The 17,661-nt window shown below is 62.3% G+C and carries 12 protein-coding genes; 5 read left to right on the forward strand and 7 right to left on the reverse strand.

Features of this window, described 5'->3' with window-relative positions; translation table 11 throughout:
* The first annotated feature begins 233 nt into the window (after positions 1 to 233).
* The gene (locus SLW74_RS15205) at positions 234 to 1,478 is read left to right on the forward strand and encodes an AGE family epimerase/isomerase (RefSeq protein WP_410929385.1); all 1,245 of its coding nucleotides are present in this window, start codon (positions 234 to 236) and stop codon (positions 1,476 to 1,478) included.
* Positions 1,479 to 1,553: 75 nt separating this feature from the next.
* Here SLW74_RS15205 and SLW74_RS15210 read toward each other — a convergent pair whose 3' ends face one another.
* Together SLW74_RS15210 and SLW74_RS15215 are read right to left on the reverse strand one after the other, a co-directional pair.
* Positions 1,554 to 2,336, reverse strand: coding sequence for an exodeoxyribonuclease III (locus SLW74_RS15210; RefSeq protein ID WP_410929386.1), 783 nt, complete (start codon positions 2,334 to 2,336; stop codon positions 1,554 to 1,556).
* Positions 2,337 to 2,455: 119 nt separating this feature from the next.
* On the reverse strand, positions 2,456 to 3,553 hold the full coding sequence (locus SLW74_RS15215; RefSeq protein WP_410929387.1) for an AbrB family transcriptional regulator: 1,098 nt from the start codon (positions 3,551 to 3,553) through the stop codon (positions 2,456 to 2,458).
* A gap of 102 nt (positions 3,554 to 3,655) precedes the next feature.
* Here SLW74_RS15215 and SLW74_RS15220 point away from each other — a divergent pair, with 102 nt between their 5' ends.
* Positions 3,656 to 4,558, forward strand: a complete 903-nt coding sequence (locus SLW74_RS15220; RefSeq protein WP_065989580.1) for a LysR family transcriptional regulator — start codon at positions 3,656 to 3,658, stop codon at positions 4,556 to 4,558.
* 66 nt (positions 4,559 to 4,624) lie between these two features.
* Complete coding sequence (locus tag SLW74_RS15225; protein WP_065989581.1) at positions 4,625 to 4,846, forward strand: hypothetical protein; 222 nt, start codon at positions 4,625 to 4,627, stop codon at positions 4,844 to 4,846.
* A gap of 167 nt (positions 4,847 to 5,013) precedes the next feature.
* Here SLW74_RS15225 and SLW74_RS15230 read toward each other — a convergent pair whose 3' ends face one another.
* On the reverse strand, positions 5,014 to 5,517 hold the full coding sequence (locus SLW74_RS15230; protein ID WP_410929388.1) for a nucleoside 2-deoxyribosyltransferase: 504 nt from the start codon (positions 5,515 to 5,517) through the stop codon (positions 5,014 to 5,016).
* Between the two features lie 163 nt (positions 5,518 to 5,680).
* On the opposite strand from SLW74_RS15230, the gene SLW74_RS15235 reads away from it, so the two are divergent.
* The gene (locus SLW74_RS15235; RefSeq protein WP_410929389.1) at positions 5,681 to 7,342 is read left to right on the forward strand and encodes a VRR-NUC domain-containing protein; all 1,662 of its coding nucleotides are present in this window, start codon (positions 5,681 to 5,683) and stop codon (positions 7,340 to 7,342) included.
* 399 nt (positions 7,343 to 7,741) lie between these two features.
* On the opposite strand, the gene SLW74_RS15240 is transcribed toward SLW74_RS15235, so the two are convergent.
* Genes SLW74_RS15240 through mfd form a run of 3 tightly spaced genes read right to left on the reverse strand, consistent with a single transcriptional unit; the run spans position 7,742 to position 14,474 of the window.
* Positions 7,742 to 10,450: a DEAD/DEAH box helicase gene (locus tag SLW74_RS15240; RefSeq protein ID WP_410929390.1), complete on the reverse strand. Its 2,709-nt coding sequence runs from the start codon at positions 10,448 to 10,450 to the stop codon at positions 7,742 to 7,744.
* A gap of 13 nt (positions 10,451 to 10,463) precedes the next feature.
* A complete protein-coding gene (locus SLW74_RS15245; protein WP_192134250.1) occupies positions 10,464 to 11,000 on the reverse strand; it encodes a CsiV family protein in 537 nt (178 codons plus the stop codon).
* Between the two features lie 9 nt (positions 11,001 to 11,009).
* Positions 11,010 to 14,474 carry a transcription-repair coupling factor gene (gene mfd / locus SLW74_RS15250; protein WP_410929391.1) on the reverse strand — a complete coding sequence of 1,155 codons (3,465 nt, stop codon included), beginning with the start codon at positions 14,472 to 14,474 and terminating at the stop codon, positions 11,010 to 11,012.
* A gap of 169 nt (positions 14,475 to 14,643) precedes the next feature.
* Between mfd and SLW74_RS15255 the strand changes: the two genes are divergently transcribed.
* Entirely contained in the window at positions 14,644 to 16,107 is a 1,464-nt protein-coding gene (locus tag SLW74_RS15255) for a glyceraldehyde-3-phosphate dehydrogenase (protein WP_410929392.1), read from the forward strand.
* Positions 16,108 to 16,252: 145 nt separating this feature from the next.
* On the opposite strand, the gene SLW74_RS15260 is transcribed toward SLW74_RS15255, so the two are convergent.
* A complete protein-coding gene (locus tag SLW74_RS15260) occupies positions 16,253 to 17,545 on the reverse strand; it encodes an MFS transporter (RefSeq protein ID WP_065989595.1) in 1,293 nt (430 codons plus the stop codon).
* Positions 17,546 to 17,661 lie beyond the last annotated feature (116 nt).

Here is a 17,661-nt window from a genome sequence, read left to right on the forward strand (position 1 = left end):
ACTTTTGATCGTATGCTTTTTCATGGGCTCGCCCTCGCTGTCGTTGGCTTCTTAAGAATGCCACCGTGGCGCTACTGACGCCTCGGCTTGGGCGAGTCCATCCAATTACAGACGTCCCACAGTCCGCGCCTTTCACCTCATTCACTTGCCTGTCGCTGCCCTCGGCTTGCATGATTCGCCCCGACTAATAATTCCTGGCGGGCCGAACCTGCCGACAAGATAGGTGAAGGGCAATGGATGACGTGAATCGCGATTTCAGCAGTTGGCTGCGCTCTCCGGGTCACACGGCCTGGCTGATGCAGGAGGGCAATCGGCTGCTGGCGTTTGCCAAGGCCTCGAAGCTGCCCCAAGGCTTCGGCAATCTGGACGATTTCGGCCGGCTCCCCGCCGATGCCGTGGCCGAAACCATGAACACCGCGCGCATGACCCACAGTTTCGCCATGGCCCACATCAACGGTATTCCCGGTTGCGCCGCGCTGGTCGATCACGGCATCGCCGCACTGACCGGGCCGTTGCGCGACGCTGAGCACGGTGGCTGGTTCGCCAAGCCACTGGAGCACAGCGCCGACACCGGCAAGAACGCCTACCTGCACGCCTTCGTTGCCCTGGCCGCCAGCTCTGCAGTGGTTGCCCGTCGCCCCGGCGCGCAGGCGCTGCTGGAACAAGCGATTCAGGTGATCACCGGGCACTTCTGGAGCGAGGAGGAAGGCGCGATGCGCGAATCCTTCGACCGCGACTGGAGCAACGAAGAAGCCTATCGCGGCGCCAACAGCAACATGCACAGCACCGAGGCGTTTCTCGCCCTGGCCGACGTCACTGGCGATGCGCGCTGGCTGGAACGGGCGCTGAGCATCGTCGAGCGGGTCATCCATCAGCACGCCGCCGGCAACAATTATCAAGTGATCGAGCATTTCACCCTGCAGTGGCAGCCGATGCTCGACTACAACGTCGACAAGCCCGACGACGGTTTTCGCCCTTACGGCACGACGCCCGGCCATGCCTTCGAGTGGGCCCGGCTGGTGCTGCACCTGGAAGCGGCGCGGCGCAAAGCCGGGCTGGAAGCGCCGGCCTGGCTGCTGGAAGACGCGCGGGGATTATTCGAAAACGCCTGCCGTTATGGCTGGGACGTCGATGGCGCGCCGGGGATCGTCTACACCCTCGACTGGGAAAACCGCCCGGTGGTCCGCCATCGCCTGCACTGGACCCACGCCGAAGCGGCCGCCGCCGCAGCCGCACTGCTGCAACGGACCCACGAGCAGCCATACGAAGACTGGTACCGGACGTTCTGGGAATTCAGCGAGACGCTGTTCATCGATTACGAAAACGGCAGCTGGCGCCACGAGCTCAACCCGCAAAACCAGCCCAGCGCCGACATCTGGGCCGGCAAACCGGACCTGTACCACGCCTATCAGGCCACGCTGCTACCGGTGTTGCCGCTGGAGCAAAGCCTGGCGACGGCCTTGGCGAGCCGGGCCTAGTCCGCTGGGTCCTGCGCAGTCTCAAGGCCAACACTCCTACAGGTGATGTGTTGTTTGAGGACCGGTGCATCTCGCTCAAACCTTCAACTCAATCCACGTCGGTGCATGGTCACTGGCGTGGGGCAAGTCCCTGACCCAGCGATCCACGCCAGCATTTTTAAGTTTGGGCGCCAGGTCCTTGCTCAACAGCAGGTGGTCAATGCGCAGGCCGGAGTTGGTCTTCCAGTGGTTGCGGAAATAATCCCAGAACGTGTAAATCCGCTCGTCCGGGAATTTCGCGCGCAGGGCGTCGGTCCAGCCCTGGTCCAACAGGCGCTCGAAGCAGGCGCGGCTTTCCGGTTGCAGCAAGGCATCCTTCAGCCATGAGCGGGTGTTGTAGATGTCGTCGTCGGTGGGGATGACGTTGTAGTCCCCGGCCAGCACCACCGGATGCTCGCTGTTGAACAGCGAGTCGGCGTGTTTGATGAAATGCTCGAACCAGTCCAGTTTGTACTCGAACTTCGGCCCCGGCTGCGGGTTGCCATTGGGCAGGTAAAGGCAGCCGACGATCACGCCCTGAACAGCCGCCTCCAGATAGCGGCTGTGCTTGTCCTTCTCATTGCCCGGCAAACCCCGGCGAATCTCCAGCGGCTCACTGTCGCGGGACAGAATCGCCACGCCGTTCCACGACGGCTCGCCCTGCCAGATCACGCCGTAGCCGGCATTGCGGATGTCGTCGGCGGGAAAGGCTGCGTCGGCGGCCTTCAGTTCCTGCAGACAGACGATGTCGGGCGCTTCCTTTTCCAGCCATTGCAACAGAATGGGCAAACGCGCGCGGATGCCGTTGATGTTGAACGTGGCGATTTTCAGCGTGGCCATGGCGTCCGCCTCCAGTGAGTGTGAAGGGTTGGAGGTCGCAGGAGCGATGAAGATTCCGTCAGACTGCGCGCGCGAGACTGTGGGCGCGAGACTGTGTGCGCGAACCAGGCCGAGCGGATTCAGGCAAAGCGGTGCGACACGCGAATCACCTGCCGGGCGATGTACGCGCCGGTCACAATCACAGCGAACAGCCGCAGCGTCTGCATCGCCAGCACGAAGCCGACGTCCGAATGGGTGTCGATGGCAATGATCGCCATGGCATCAAGGCCGCCGGGGCTGGTCGCCAGGTACACCGAGAGAAAGTCCTTGCCCATGATTTCAGCGATGCCCCAGGCTGACAGGGCGCAGAGCAGGATCAGCACCAGCGCGCCGGCGATCATCGCGGGCAGCCGCCGCCAGACATAGCTGATGGTCACGCGGTCGAAGCGCAGGCCGATGTAACTGCCGATCGCGCCGTAGGCAATCGCCAGCACCCAGGTGGGCAGGGTGATCTGCAGCATGCCGCTCAATTGCAACGCGCCGCCGAGCAGCAAGGGCACCAGTAACGCCCCGGCCGGCAACCGACTGCCGAGCATCACGCCGACCCCGATCACCAGCAGGCTCAGCCCCAGATTGAGCAGGTTCATACCGTGCAGCAGCGCGTCGGTGCTATGGGTGTCCGAACCGCCAGCATCGGCGCCGATCAGCCGGCTCACCAGCGCGCCGACCATGACCACGCAGACCACCCGCACGTATTGCATGGTGGCGACCACCCGGGAGTCGGCGCCGTAATCCTCGGACATCGCGACCATCGCCGACGCCGCCCCCGGTGAAGTCCCCCACGCCGCGGTGCTGCTCTGAATGCCGCCCCAGCGCGCCATGGCGATGCCGACCACCGCGCTCAACGCGACGGTGAGCAAGGTGGCGAAGACCATCACATGCCACGACTGCATCGCCGCCAGCAAAACGCCAACGGTCATGGAGTGGGCGACCAGCACGCCGACGGTGCCCTGACCCAGGCGGAACACCTGCTTGTTGAGGCGAACACTGGCCCCGGCAACGCCGAAGCCGATTGCCACCAGCATCGGCCCGAGAAACAGAGCGGCGGGGACGTGGAAGTACTTGAACAGTTGGCCGGCGCTACCGGCCATGAGGATGAGCAGCAACCATTGGGTCATCGGGTGCTGGTGGGCGAGGGCGAACGAGGCGGGGCGTGGCAACGCGGATCTCCAGAGCATTGGCGATTCCTGGTAGGTGTTTTCCAATGACGTCCAGTATCGACAGCGCAATCGATCAAGTCTATTTTCTAATAATCATGAATTGATAACTTTGGTTGATATATGGACCTGCGTGACCTGACCTATTTCGAAACCATCGCCGAGCTCGGTCACCTGGGCCGGGCGGCGGAAAAACTCAATCGCAGCCAGCCGGCGTTGACCAAAAGCATCCAGCGGCTGGAGGAGTCGTTCGGCACCAAGCTGTTCCAGCGCGACGGTCGCCGAATCAAGCTCACGCCGGTGGGGGAACTGCTGCAGGCGCGGGGCAAGGTGCTGCAGCAAAGCATTGCCCAGACCCAGCGCGAGGTGCGCGATTTCGCCAGTGGCGCGGTAGGGGATATCCGTCTGGGCTGTGCGGCGACCATGGCCGAGTACCTGCTGCCCGAGCTGACCAATGCGTTGCTCAAACGCTCGCCTCAAGTGACCCTGAAACTGGTGATTGGTCAGGACGACATGCTGCGCGAACAGCTGCGCTCCGGGCACCTCGACATGATCATCTGCGCCCAGCGCGGCGCCGAAGAGGAGTTCACCTTCTACCCGATCCTGACCGACGAAGCGGTGGTGATCGCCAGTCGTAATCACCCGATCTTTAAGGCGCCGTTCGAGATGCGCGACCTGTGTCGCTATCGCTGGGTGTTACCGCCGTCCGGGGTGTCGTCGCGCATCTGGGTCGACGACGCCTTCGCCCGCCACGACCTGCCACTGCCGGACGTGCAAATCGAATCCAACTCGATTTCCCTGCTGCCCCGACTGATCGCCCAGACCAGTCTGCTGAGTTTCATTGCCCGGGAGACGCTGGAGTTCGGCAAGAACATGCAGGACCTGCGCGAGGTGCAGCTGGAACAAACCACCATGGAACGCACCCTGTGCGTCATGCTGCGCCGCGAAGGCTATCTGTCGCCTGCCGCCCACGCCATGGTGCGGATGCTGCGCGACGACGGCGGATCCTTCCTCAGTTTGTCCTGACCGGTGCTTTTAACCCGCCGGGTGGGTTAGCCTGCACACAGACATTCAACTTCCGGAGCGTCAACGATGCAGGTACAGATCCAGCCACAGACCCGCCAGCCGGGCGCCCACGCCATCGCCTATCTGGCCCACGATGGCGAGCATTTCGGCGGCGATCAGTCGCCCCTCAACGACGCCGATTCCGACGAAGACCGCGACCCGGAGGGCGAACTGGATTTGAGCGAACTGGATCTGGACGAGTTCGCCGACGCTGACAAGCTGGACATCAGTTCGTCGAATCTGGAATAGGTGAGGGCGTTCGCGATCGCATGACCTTAGTGACGACACCGCAGATGGATCTGCCGTCTGAGGATCTGTGGGAGCGAGCTTGCTCGCGAAGACGGCAGTACATCCGCCAGATATTCAGCGGATGTACCCACCACTTCGCGAGCAAGCTCACTCCTACAGTGTTGGGTTCAGCCAGCCAGATGCGCAGCCAATGCCTCAACCGCCTGCTCCGCCGTCTCGCTACTGCCAGCCCAGGTACACGCCAGCATCAAATTGCGCGGCAAACCGAAATCCTCCACCTGAAACCCCTGCGCGTCGAAGCCTGCCGCGTCATGGGCAATTTGCTCGCGCAACGAGCCATTCGCTGCGAAATACGCCCAGACCGGTTTGCCCAGCGCAACGGCCATTCCCACTTCGAAAGCCGTGCCTGAATCCGGCTCGGCGCCGCGAAACGGGTCGAGGTTGGCCAGCACCGCGTCGCAGCCTTTGATCATCGCGATATTGGCGTTGCAAATGACCGCGGCGGCCTCTTCAGGCGACAGCCCCTCAGGCACTTTGTTATCAAAAGGGTACAAACCCTCAAGACCGTGCCGAGCGCAGAGGGCTTTCAACGCGCGGCCGTGCTCGATGGCGTCGGCGCGAAACACGTCGAAGCCCGCGAGATAAACGAGGTGTTTGTCAGCGGAAGCCATGACGATCTCCTGAAAAATGCGTGAAGGGAGTGTAGCGGGTGGGCAGCGCTCTTTGGTCCGCGCCGTTGATCGGGCGGGCGCCATCCTACAGCAGTCAGGGCTGGAATCTGTACGGATAACCAGTATCCTGACGCTCTTCCGTCAGCCTTTACGTGACCTCGCCGTGAGCCTTTCCCCCCTCGACAATCCGTTTTATTACCTGGAGAACTTCCGCCAGGTCCTGAACTGGATCGCCCAGCGCTACGACGACCTGCTCGATGAAGACGAGCGTCGCTTCATCGACGATTTTGCCCAGCTGCCGCAGCGGGCACAGGCCTTGCTGGTGCGCATGGTCATGCGCAAAGGCACGCTGTTCCGCGCCAGCAAGCTGGATTACGCCGAGATCGGCGATGTCCGGTTGGCCGCCGCGCCGTTGCTGGAATCCGGCTGGGTCGACGGTCAGCCTCATCTGGACCTTCACGCTCTGTTCGCGCTGCTGCGCAAAGATGAGCTGGGCCAGTGTTTCAAAGCCCACGGCGTCAAAAGCGCCGAGAAAAAATCCGACCTGCTGCAGCGCCTGCTGCCGATCTACGAATCGCCCCAGCGCCTGGAGCACTGGTTTGCCGGGTTTGAAGAAGTGATCTTCGCCCTCCAGGTCATGCCCCTGTGCGACCGGCTTCGCCTGCTGTACTTCGGCAATCTGTATCAGGAATGGTCGGAGTTCGTGCTGGCGGACCTGGGCATCTATCGGTACGAAAAAGTCGAGTTTTCCGTCGAATCCCGTGGCATCAACCAACGCGCCGACATCGACACCTGCGTGCACCTGCACAGCTGCCGACAGGCGCTGGACGACGGCATGGCATTGACCGACCTGGCGCCGCAAGCGCTGGCGGTCACGACCGACAACCCCTGGCTGGCCATGCGTCGCGCCAAGCTGTTGTTCAAGATCGGCCAGCAGGCCGAACGCGAGCAGGACTGGCCGCTGGCGCTCAGCGTCTACGCGCAGTCCAGCTACCCTGGCGCCCGCGTGCGCAGGATTCGCGTGCTCGAACGCAGCGAGCAATTTCTCGACGCGATGACGTTGCTGCTGGAAGCCCAGTTGGCGCCGGAGAACGACGAAGAAACCCAATACCTGCTGCGCATACAGCCGCGTCTGAAACGCAAGCTGGGCGAGGGCAGCGTGCAGAAGCGGTTGAAACGAACGGTCACTCGGCTTGATTTGAGCGTGCTGCCGCTGCCCGATCACAGCGTCGAACGGCTGATCCAGCAGCACCTGGCGGAAGAGGGCAGCGAGGTGCACTACGTCGAGAATGCGCTGGTCAATTCGCTGTTCGGTTTGCTCTGTTGGCGGGCGATCTTCGCGCCACTGCCGGGGGCTTTTTTCCACCCGTTTCACAGCGCACCGAGTGACCTCTACAGCCCGGACTTTTACCAACGCCGCGCAGCCCTGTTCGACGAATGCCTGGCGCAGCTCGACGACCAGCGCTATGAAACAGTGATCCGCGACACCTACCTCAGCAAATTCGGCCTGCAATCGCCCTTCGTGTTCTGGGGCACCCTGACCCCCGCACTGCTGGATCAAGCGCTGCATTGCCTGCCGGCGCAACACCTCAAACGCTGGTTCCGCCGCCTGCTGCAAGACATCAAAGCCAACCGCACCGGCATGCCCGACCTCATCCAGTTCTACCCCGAACAACGCCGCTACCGAATGATCGAAGTCAAAGGCCCCGGCGACCGCCTGCAAGACAACCAACTGCGCTGGATCGACTTCTGCGCCGAACACGACATGCCGGTGGTGGTGTGCTATGTGAAATGGGCGGAAGAAGAAGTGCGGGCGGTGGGGTGAGCTGGGATTGGCTGACGCGGGGACAGATTAATTTACGGTGAAGCGCTGTAAATAAATCAGTCCCCTTTAAACAAAAGGCTTCCCGGCTAAAGCCGGTCCTACTAACCGCTTTTGATCTTCATACGCAAAAAGTTCAGACACCGCCAATCGCGACTTGGGTGCAGGCCGAACGCAGACGACGCGCAGTGGGTCGAGCCGCATGGATGCGGCGAGAGCGCCGTCAGGACATGGATGTCCGTTCGGCGCGGGCCCACGGAGCGTCGTCGGAGTGAGGGTACCCTGACGAAGGAAGGGCCCAACCAGGAGCAAGCACCCTTGGTTACTTGGGGTGCTTTTCCAAGTAACTCGCCGAAGGCGAAACAGTCTGCCCCCAGGCAGACGCTTTTGATGTTGATGTCCTTAGCGCTTCACCTTTTTGGCCACCACCGGCAACGGCGCAAACAACGCCGCAATATCCTCATCCTGCAACTTCCAGTCCCCGGCCTTGCGCCCATCCAGCACACCCGCCGCCAGCGCCGCCTTCTCCTGCTGCAAATGCTGAATCTTCTCCTCCACCGTCCCCCGCGCAATCATCTTGTAAACGAACACCGGCTTATCCTGACCAATCCGATACGCCCGATCCGTCGCCTGATTCTCCGCCGCAGGGTTCCACCACGGATCGTAGTGAATCACCGTATCGGCCGCCGTCAGATTCAGCCCCGTGCCCCCCGCCTTCAGACTGATCAGAAAAATCGAATGCTTGCCGCTCTGGAAATCCTGCACCGGCACCCGCCGGTCCTTGGTCTTCCCGGTCAGCAGCGAATACGCGATCCCGCGCTGCTTCAACTCCGCCTCAATCAACTCCAGCATCGACGTAAACTGCGAAAACAACAGAATCTTGCGATTCTCCGCAAACAACTCCTCCAGCATCTCCATCAGGCTATCCAGCTTGCCCGAACTCGACTGCCGCGGATTGACCGGCGCACTGTTGACCAGCCGCAGGTCACAGCAGACCTGACGCAGCTTGAGCAACGCTTCAAGGATAATGATCTGGCTGCGCCCCACGCCTTTCCGGGTGATCTCGTCGCGGACCTTCTTGTCCATCGCCAGACGCATGGTTTCGTACACATCGCGCTGGGTGTCATTGAGCTCGACCCAATGCACGATCTCGGTCTTCGGCGGCAGCTCGGTCGCCACCTGCTCCTTGGTCCGGCGCAGCAGGAATGGCTTGATCCGCGCATTGAGGTGCTCCAGGCGCTCCTCGTTGCCGAGCTTTTCGATCGGCGTGCGGTAATTGCTGTTGAACTGCTTGGCATCCCCCAGCCAGCCGGGCATCAGGAAATGGAAAAGCGACCACAACTCGCCCAAGTGGTTTTCCAGCGGCGTACCGCTCAGGCACAGACGCTGCCGCGCATTCAACTCACGCGCCGCCTGCGCCGCTTTGCTATTGGGATTCTTGATGTACTGCGCTTCATCAAGCACCAACACATGAAACAGTTGCTGGCTGAGCACTTCGACGTCGCGCGGAAGCAGGGCATAGGTGGTCAGGATCAGGTCGACATCCTGCAGGCGCTTGAAATCCTGATGGCGCTGGGTGCCGAACAGCGCCAGCACGTTGAGTTGCGGCGTGAAGTGCTTCGCCTCGTCCATCCAGTTGGGGATCAGGCTGGTGGGCATCACCACCAGCGCCGGCCGATCGAGACGCCCGGCCTGTTTCTCCAGCAGCAGGTGCGCCAGGGTTTGCAGGGTCTTGCCCAGGCCCATGTCATCAGCGAGCACGCCACCGACTTCCAGCTCGCGCAACGCCTGCATCCAGCTCAGGCCCTCCAGCTGATAAGGCCGCAACGTCGCATTCAGGCCTTCCGGCACCTCGCCGCGCACGTCCTTGATGTTCACCAGTCGTTCGGAGAACTGCCGCAGCCGGTCGCCGCCCTGCCACACCAGCGGCAAGTCATCGAGCTGACGGAGCCGCGCGGCGTCCGCAGTATTCAGGCGAATGGCGTTGTTGCCATCCTCGCGCCAGTAGAAATCGCCGAGGGTCGCCAGCACCGGTTTCAATCGGCCATAAGGCAGCGCCACCTGAATCGGCACGCCCCCACGCTGAGTGAAATGGTTGAGCTGAACCAACAACTGCTCGTCGTCCCGACGCTTGGCGATACCGCTGGCGGTCATCAATTCCGGGTGGGTGCGCAGCAGGTTGATCAGGATCGGCAGCAGGCTCAGCCGCTCGCCGTTGACGATGATCCCCAGCTCCAGATCGAACCAGTCGCGCTCCGGCTCGTCATCGACCACGGCATACCAGTCGTCCACCGGGGTCACGTCGAAGCCGAAGTCCTCGCTCATCTCGACCTGCCAGCCTTCGGCGCGCAACCGGGGCAACTCGTCGAGAATGAAGCTCAGCCAAGCCTTGTCGTTCGGCAGCTCGAACATTTCGCCAGCACTGTCCGGTAGCGCCTTGCTCTGGCGGGTGGCGATGTGGAAGCCCAGCTCCTGGAGCTGTTTGCGGTACACGGCTTCACGCTCCGGATGCCGGCGCATGCGCAGCGTCTCGTCCGGCAAATGCCAGAGGATGTCGCCGCCACGGCCCGGGGCAGGCACGCCGGACACATAGGATTCGCGATAGCGAAACGCCAGGGCGGCGCGGTGCTGGATGTGCCGCTGCATCTTGCCGTTGCGCGGCTCGTAGGCGCTGTACTCGAAGCTGGCGAGAATCAACCGCGGCTCGGGCTTGATGTTCTTTTCCAGGCGCTCGGGCAACTTGGGTTTTTGCTCGACGACGTTCGGCCTGCGCGCAACCGCTTCGCCATCGACCGCTGCCAGAATCCCGGGGCTGTTTTCCGGGGCCTGCAAAAAGAACAGCGCCGCCGCACAGTGCTTGCAGTTGTTTCTGACCGGGCAGGTGCATTTGCCGACGATGAAATTGCGCGTGCGCTCCGGGTCCTTGAACAACAGCGTCTGGGTGTAGTTCTCCAGGCTTGAACCCCGGCACACTGTGCGCACGACATCGCCGCTCAGGTGGTCGAGCATGACGCGCTTCTGCCGCGCGTACTCCAGACCCCGCTCGACTGACTGGGTTTTGAACAGGGGTTCCCACGGCAGGGCGAGGGCTTTTTCCAGGTTGGACGCCACGTCTAGGCCTGCGTCAGCGGGGTGGCTGGACAGGAGAAACCTTGATCAGCATGGCGAGGCTTCCGTTGTCCATGTAAGTAAGTTCTCCGTTTCTGACCCGGGTGGCCTGACGCATGCGTTCGCTGGTCACCAACACGCCATGACTGTCCACCTGGTTGACCCAGAAATTCGCGTCGATGTCAGTGAAGCGCGCCAGACCCAGGCTCACCGTCCCCTCGATGGGGAAGTGCCCGAACTGCTCCTGACCGTCACTGATCGCCACCTTGCTCGGCGTGGCGCTGAGGTCCTGTTGCCAGGCGGTGTGCAGCAGCACTTTATAGCCGTCGCTTGATTCCAGCTTGTTCACCAATGTGTCCAGCGCTGTGGGCGTCTGGCTGTCCGTGCCCAGCCGCTGTGCCCCTTCGGCCCAGTTTTCCGGCGCGGGTTGATTGGTCGCCGCCGGCTCGCCGTTCTGGCGGAACAGGATCAGTTCCACCTGATAGGCGCCATCGGCGAAGGCCGCCGGGGCAAACAGCACCAGCAGCAGGGTGAAGGAGCGGATCAAACCCATGGTGAATCCTTAAGCCGATTTTTTGGAAGGCGGTGGGGTCAGGCGTTCGAACAGCGCCTCCAGCGTGGCAAAGCGTTCTTCGGGGCGCTCCATCGGCACCATGAATTTGAACAGCGTGGCGCCTTCGAACTTGTAGCGTTTGGGCTGGCTCTGGATCAGCTTGATCAGCGTCAGCGGGTCGACCGGGGTCTCGGCCGCGAACTCGATGCGTCCACGCTGGGGCCCGGCGTCGACCTTCTTGATGCCCAGTTGCTCGGCCTTCAGCTTGAGGGACGTCAGCCGCACCAGATTCTTGGTCGGCTCAGGCAACAGACCGAAGCGGTCGATCATCTCGACCTGCAGGTCCTTGAGGCCCTCTTCATCGGCGGCGTTGGCGATGCGCTTGTACAGAATCAGGCGCGTATGGACGTCCGGCAAATAGGCTTCCGGAATCAGCCCCGGCACCCGCAGATTGACCTCGGGACCGCCACCGAGCGGCTGGTCGAGGTTCGGCTGCTCGCCCTTGCGGATCGACTTCACCGCGCGTTCGAGCATTTCCATGTACAGGGTGAAACCCACCGCCTGAATCTGCCCGCTCTGGCCATCGCCGAGCAGCTCGCCGGCGCCACGGATTTCCAGGTCGTTGGTGGCGAGCACGAAGCCCGCGCCGAGGTCCTGGGTGTTGGCGATCGCCTCCAGACGCTTCTCGGCATCCGGGGTGATCTGCTTGCGCGGCGGCGTCAGCAGGTAGGCGTAGGCCTGGTGGTGACTGCGCCCGACCCGGCCGCGCAACTGATGCAGCTGGGCCAGACCGAATTTGTCGGCACGTTCGATGATGATGGTGTTGGCGCTCGGCACGTCGATGCCGGTCTCGATGATGGTCGAGGCGATCAGCACGTTGAAGCGCTTGTGGTAGAAATCGCTCATCACCTGTTCGAGATCACGCTCGTGCATCTGCCCGTGGCCGATGCCGATGCGCGCTTCCGGCACCAGTTCGGCCAGGTCTGCGGCGCATTTCTCGATGGTTTTCACATCGTTGTGCAGGTAGTACACCTGACCGCCGCGCAGCAACTCACGCAGCAACGCCTCTTTCACGGTCGGCTTGTTCTGCTCCATCACGAAGGTGCGCACCGACAGACGACGGGCCGGCGGCGTGGCGATGATCGACAGGTCGCGCATGCCGGCCACGGCCATGTTCAGGGTCCGCGGGATCGGCGTGGCGGTGAGGGTCAGAATGTCGACCTCACTGCGCAGGGCCTTGAGCTGTTCCTTCTGACGCACACCGAAGCGGTGCTCTTCGTCGATGATCACCAGTCCGAGGTTTTTGATCTTGACGTCGTCCTGGAGCAACTTGTGGGTGCCGATGACGATGTCGATCTTGCCCTCGGCCAGATCGGCCACGGCGGCGTTGATCTCTTTTGCCGATTTGAAGCGGCTCATCACTTCAACCGTCACCGGCCAGTCAGCGAAACGGTCGCGGAAACTGTTGTAGTGCTGCTGGGCGAGGAGGGTGGTGGGCACCAGAATCGCCACCTGGCGGCCGCCGTGCACGGCAATGAACGCCGCGCGCATGGCCACTTCGGTCTTGCCGAAGCCGACGTCACCGCAGACCAGACGGTCCATGGGCTTGGGCGCGAGCATGTCGGCGCGCACGGCCTCGATGGTGGTCTGCTGATCCGGGGTTTCTTCGAACGGGAAGCCGGCGCTGAAGGTGTCGTAGTCCAGCTTCGGATCGGCGAAGGCATACCCCTCGCGAGCCGCGCGGCGGGCATAGATGTCGAGCAGCTCGGCGGCCACGTCGCGGACCTGTTCGGCGGCCTTGCGCTTGGCTTTCTGCCAGGCTTCCGAACCCAGACGGTGCAAAGGCGCGAGCTCGTCATCGCTGCCGGTGTAGCGGGCGATCAGGTGCAGGTTGGCCACCGGCACGTACAGCTTGGCCTCTTCGGCGTAGGCCAGCATCAGGAACTCGGCGACCTGATTTTCGACTTCCAGCGTTGCCAGCCCGAGATAACGGCCGACACCGTGATCGATGTGCACCACCGGCGCGCCTTCACGCAGCTCGGCGAGGTTTTTGATCACCGCGTCGCTGGCGTGGCTGTCGGCGCGCTTGTCGCGCCGACGACGCTGCATGACCCGCTGACCGAACAACGGGCTTTCTGCCACCAGCGCCAGCGCCGGCTCCTCCAGCACCAGGCCTTCGTCCAGCGGCCCGATGGTGATCGCCAGACGCTCCTTGCTGTCGACGAACTCCTGCCAGCTGTCCAGGGTTTTCGGGCGCAGCTTCAGGCGTTCGAGCAGCTCCAGCAACACTTCACGGCGACCGGCGGATTCGGCCGTAAACAGCACGCGTCCCGGGAACTCGCCGAGGAATTTCGACAGCGCCGCCAGCGGTTGATTTGCTTTGGCTTCGATGGCCAGATCAGGCAGCACCTGCGCCGGAAAACGCTCGCGGCCAACGCCGCTTTCGACGTCGTCCTGACTGGCGACCACGCGGGGCCAGTTTTTCAGGCGGGCGAAACAGTCGTCCACCGGCAGGAACAGCTCGGCCGGTGGCAGCAGCGGGCGCTCCGGGTCGACACGGCGCTCTTCGTAGCGATTGCGCACGTCCTTCCAGAACGTCTCCGCCGCCGCTTCGATCCCTGGCATCGAGAACACCTGGGTGTCCTGGGGCAGGTAGTCGAACAGGGTGGAGGTCTCTTCGAAGAACAGCGGGATGTAGTACTCGATACCGGCGGGGGTGATGCCGCTGTTCAAGTCCTGGAAGATCGGGCTGCGGCGGAAGTCGACGTCGAAGCGTTCGCGGAAGCGCGCCTTGAAGCGGGTCACGGCTTCCTTCTGCAGCGGGAATTCTTTCGCCGGCAACAGACGCACCGAATCGACCTTGTCGATGGAGCGCTGGGTTTCCGGCTCGAAGGTGCGCAGGGTTTCGATCTCGTCATCGAACAGGTCGATGCGGTAAGGCAGTTTGCTGCCCATCGGGAACAGGTCGATCAGCGCGCCACGGACGGTGAACTCGCCGTGCTCATACACCGTGTCGACGTAGCGATAGCCGCTGGCTTCAAGGCGGGTGCGCATGGCGTCGACGTCGAGCTTCTGGCCGACGTCGAGCACCAGGCTGCTGCCGAGCAGGAAACTGGTCGGCGCCAGACGGTGCAGGGCGGTGGTGATCGGCACCACCAGCACGCCGTGCACCAGCTCCGGCAGCCGGTACAGGCTGGCGATGCGCTGGGAGATGATGTCCTGATGGGGCGAGAACAGGTCGTAGGGCAGGGTTTCCCAATCGGGGAAATGCAAGACCGGGAGATCAGGGGCAAAAAACTTCAGTTCCTGTTCCAGTCGCTCGGCGCTCTGGCTGTCTGCGGTGAGCAGCAGGGTGAAGCGTTTCGCGGCGCTGGCAGCCTCGGCGATGGCGAGACTCAGGGCGGCACCGGGGAGGTTACCCCAATGTTGTTTGCCTGCTGCAGCAGGCAGAATCGGAAGGCGCAGAACGGGCACGGAAGTTAAAGCTCCAGGCGTTGCGGCAAAGCCGGGGAGTGTAACTAATCCGCAGAGACGCTGTCAGTTTTGTGCGCCGGGAATTATGTAGTGCTCCAGGTCCTGAAAAGTCTGGATTGCTCATAAACAAAGGCCTGTGCATAATGTAGTCCCTTTTTTCAGCCCCTACATGTGGAAGGTTCCCGTGACTCAGAAGCCCGACCAGTGTCTTGGTGAATGGATCGATCGTGAAGCCCTCGCCGAGGCGATGATCCCGCTTATCGGTCAGCTCTACCGCAATAATAATGTGGTGAGTTCGATCTATGGCCGCAGCCTGATCAACCGTTCAGTCATCGCGATTCTCAAAGCACACCGCTTTGCGCGTCACCGCCAGGCTGACGCCAGCGAGTTGTCCGTACACGAGACGTTCCCCCTCGTCAAAGCCATGAGCGAGCTCAAGCTGGGCGCCGCTTCGGTGGACCTGGGCAAGCTGGCGGTGAAGTACAAGGCCGAGGCCAATGGCCGCACCCCTGAAGAGTTCATCCGCGAAGAAATGGCCGAGGTCATCGGTCAGCAGAATTCCGGTGAGCGCAAGGGCACTGACGTCGTACTGTACGGCTTCGGTCGCATCGGTCGTCTGCTGGCACGCATCCTGATCGAAAAAACCGGTGGCGGCGACGGCCTGCGTCTGCGCGCCATCGTGGTCCGCAAGGGCGCTGAAAACGATCTGGTCAAGCGCGCGAGCCTGCTGCGCCGCGACTCGGTCCACGGTCCTTTCGACGGCACCATCACCATCGATGAGGCCAACAACACCATCTGCGCCAACGGCAACCTGATTCAGGTGATCTACGCCAAGAACCCGGCCGAGGTGGATTACACCCAGTACGGTATCAAGGACGCGCTGCTGGTCGACAACACCGGTGTGTGGCGCGATGCCGAGGGCCTGGGCCAGCACCTGCAATGCCCGGGCATCGACCGCGTGGTTCTGACCGCGCCGGGCAAGGGCAAACTGAAGAACATCGTGCACGGCATCAACCATCAGCAGATCACCGCTGATGACAAGATTATCTCGGCGGCGTCCTGCACCACCAACGCCATCGTGCCGGTGCTCAAGGCGGTCAACGACAAGTTCGGCATCGTCAACGGTCACGTTGAAACTGTTCACTCGTACACCAACGACCAGAACCTGATCGACAACTTCCACAAGGGCGATCGCCGTGGCCGCAGCGCCGCGCTGAACATGGTCATCACCGAAACCGGTGCGGCCACCGCTGCCGCGAAGGCACTGCCCGAGCTGGCCGGCAAGCTGACCGGCAACGCGATCCGCGTTCCAACGCCAAACGTGTCCATGGCCATCCTCAACCTGAATCTGGGCACTGCGACCACCCGCGAAGAGATGAACGAGTACCTGCGCCACACTGCGCTGTATTCGGATCTGCACAAACAGATCGACTTCGTGAACTCCCTGGAAGTGGTCTCCACCGACTTCGTCGGCTCGCGTTACGCCGGTGTGGTGGATGCCGAAGCGACCATCGCCATGGATAACCGCGTTGTGCTGTACGTCTGGTACGACAACGAATTCGGCTACAGCTGCCAGGTGGTCCGCGTGATGGAAGAAATGACCGGGGTCAACCTGCCAGCCTTCCCGAAGTAGGTTGAAAGCAGCGGCAAGCGCTAAGCCGCAAGCTGCAAGCTGCAAGCTGAACTGCGAAGTAAAAAAACGCCCCGACTGGTTCGGGGCGTTTTTGTTTTTACTTGCTGCTTGAAGCTTGCCGCTTGTCGCTTATAGCTCTCGGCGATCAGCCGACCGCTGTCACACCCTGAATCCGCGTCTGACCCTTGCGGAACAGCACCAGCGTGGCGATCAGGCCCAGCACCGCCGCGCCGCTCAGCCAGATGCCCGGTGCGGCTTTGTTGTCCAGCACGTGAATCAGGTAAGTACAGGCCGCCGGCGTGAAACCGCCGAACGTCGCAGTCGCCAGGCTGTAGGCCAGGGAGAAGCCGGTGGTGCGTACTTCGACCGGCATGATTTCGGTCAGGGAAACCACCATCGCGCCGTTGTACGAGCCGTACAGGAAGGACAGCCACAGCTCGACCATCAGCAGGTTGCCGAAGCTCGGGTTGGCGGTCAGCCAGGACAGGGCAGGGTACGCCGTGATGATCGCCAGAATGGTCGCCGCCAGCAGCAGGGGCTTGCGGCCGATCCGGTCTGACAGCGCACCCATCACCGGCAGCCAGATGAAGTTCGAGATACCGACGCAGACGGTCACCAGCAAGCTGTCCAGATCAGACAGGTGCAGCTCGTTTTTGCCGAACGTCGGGGTATAGGCGGTGATCAGGTAGAACGACACGGTGGTCATGACCACCAGCGCCATGCCGGCGATGACCAGACCGAAGTTCTGACCGATCGACTTGACCACTTCGCCCAGGCTTGGGCGGTGGTGTTGCGCGCGGGCTTCGAACTCAGGGGTTTCTTCGAGGGAACGGCGGATCACGAAGATCGCCGGAACGATCAGGCAGCCAATCAGGAACGGCACGCGCCAGCCCCATTGGCCCATGTCTTCCGGGCTCAGCCAGTGGTTCAGGCCGACGCCCAGCAGACCGGCGAAAACCACCGCGGCCTGTTGGCTAGCCGACTGCCAGCTGACGAAGAAGCCCTTGCGGCCCGGCGTGGAAATCTCCGCCAGATAAACCGAGACGCCGCCCAGTTCAACCCCGGCCGAGAAGCCTTGCAGCAGGCGGCCAATCAACACCAGGATCGGTGCGGCGACGCCCAGGGTCGCGTAACCCGGCACGCAGGCAATCAGCACCGTACCCATGGCCATCATCGCCAGCGTAATCACCAGGCCTTTTTTCCGGCCGTGATGGTCGATGTAGGCCCCGAGGAAAATGGCACCCAGCGGGCGCATGAGAAAGCCGGCGCCAAAGGTCGCCAGCGACAGCATCAACGATGCGAATTCACTGTCGGCGGGGAAGAAGGTTTTGGCGATGGCCGTGGCGTAAAAGCCATAGACCATGAAGTCAAACATTTCAAGGAAGTTGCCGCTCACAACGCGAAATATCGCCTTGCCTTTGCCCGTGTTCGAGGCCATCTGGAATTACTCACTTAAGCTGTCTAGCTGGGGGGATCCGTTGTATTTATGCGTCCTCTGCTGCGGCGCCCGCGCTTGGCCTCGGGCGCCCCAGATTTGTAACGATATGTGTAAAG

Source organism: Pseudomonas sp. W5-36 (genome assembly GCF_046540455.1).
Lineage (GTDB): Bacteria > Pseudomonadota > Gammaproteobacteria > Pseudomonadales > Pseudomonadaceae > Aquipseudomonas > Aquipseudomonas graminis_B.

Bases quoted from the DNA above. Each gene is read 5' to 3' on its own strand.
- SLW74_RS15260 (WP_065989595.1), bottom strand. From the start codon at position 17,545: ATGGCCTCGAACACGGGCAAAGGCAAGGCGATATTTCGCGTTGTGAGC.
- SLW74_RS15225 (WP_065989581.1), top strand. From the start codon at position 4,625: ATGCAGGTACAGATCCAGCCACAGACCCGCCAGCCGGGCGCCCACGCC.
- SLW74_RS15220 (WP_065989580.1), top strand. From the start codon at position 3,656: ATGGACCTGCGTGACCTGACCTATTTCGAAACCATCGCCGAGCTCGGT.
- SLW74_RS15255 (WP_410929392.1), top strand. From the start codon at position 14,644: ATGTGGAAGGTTCCCGTGACTCAGAAGCCCGACCAGTGTCTTGGTGAA.
- SLW74_RS15215 (WP_410929387.1), bottom strand. From the start codon at position 3,553: ATGCTCTGGAGATCCGCGTTGCCACGCCCCGCCTCGTTCGCCCTCGCC.
- SLW74_RS15245 (WP_192134250.1), bottom strand. From the start codon at position 11,000: ATGGGTTTGATCCGCTCCTTCACCCTGCTGCTGGTGCTGTTTGCCCCG.
- SLW74_RS15205 (WP_410929385.1), top strand. From the start codon at position 234: ATGGATGACGTGAATCGCGATTTCAGCAGTTGGCTGCGCTCTCCGGGT.
- SLW74_RS15210 (WP_410929386.1), bottom strand. From the start codon at position 2,336: ATGGCCACGCTGAAAATCGCCACGTTCAACATCAACGGCATCCGCGCG.
- SLW74_RS15230 (WP_410929388.1), bottom strand. From the start codon at position 5,517: ATGGCTTCCGCTGACAAACACCTCGTTTATCTCGCGGGCTTCGACGTG.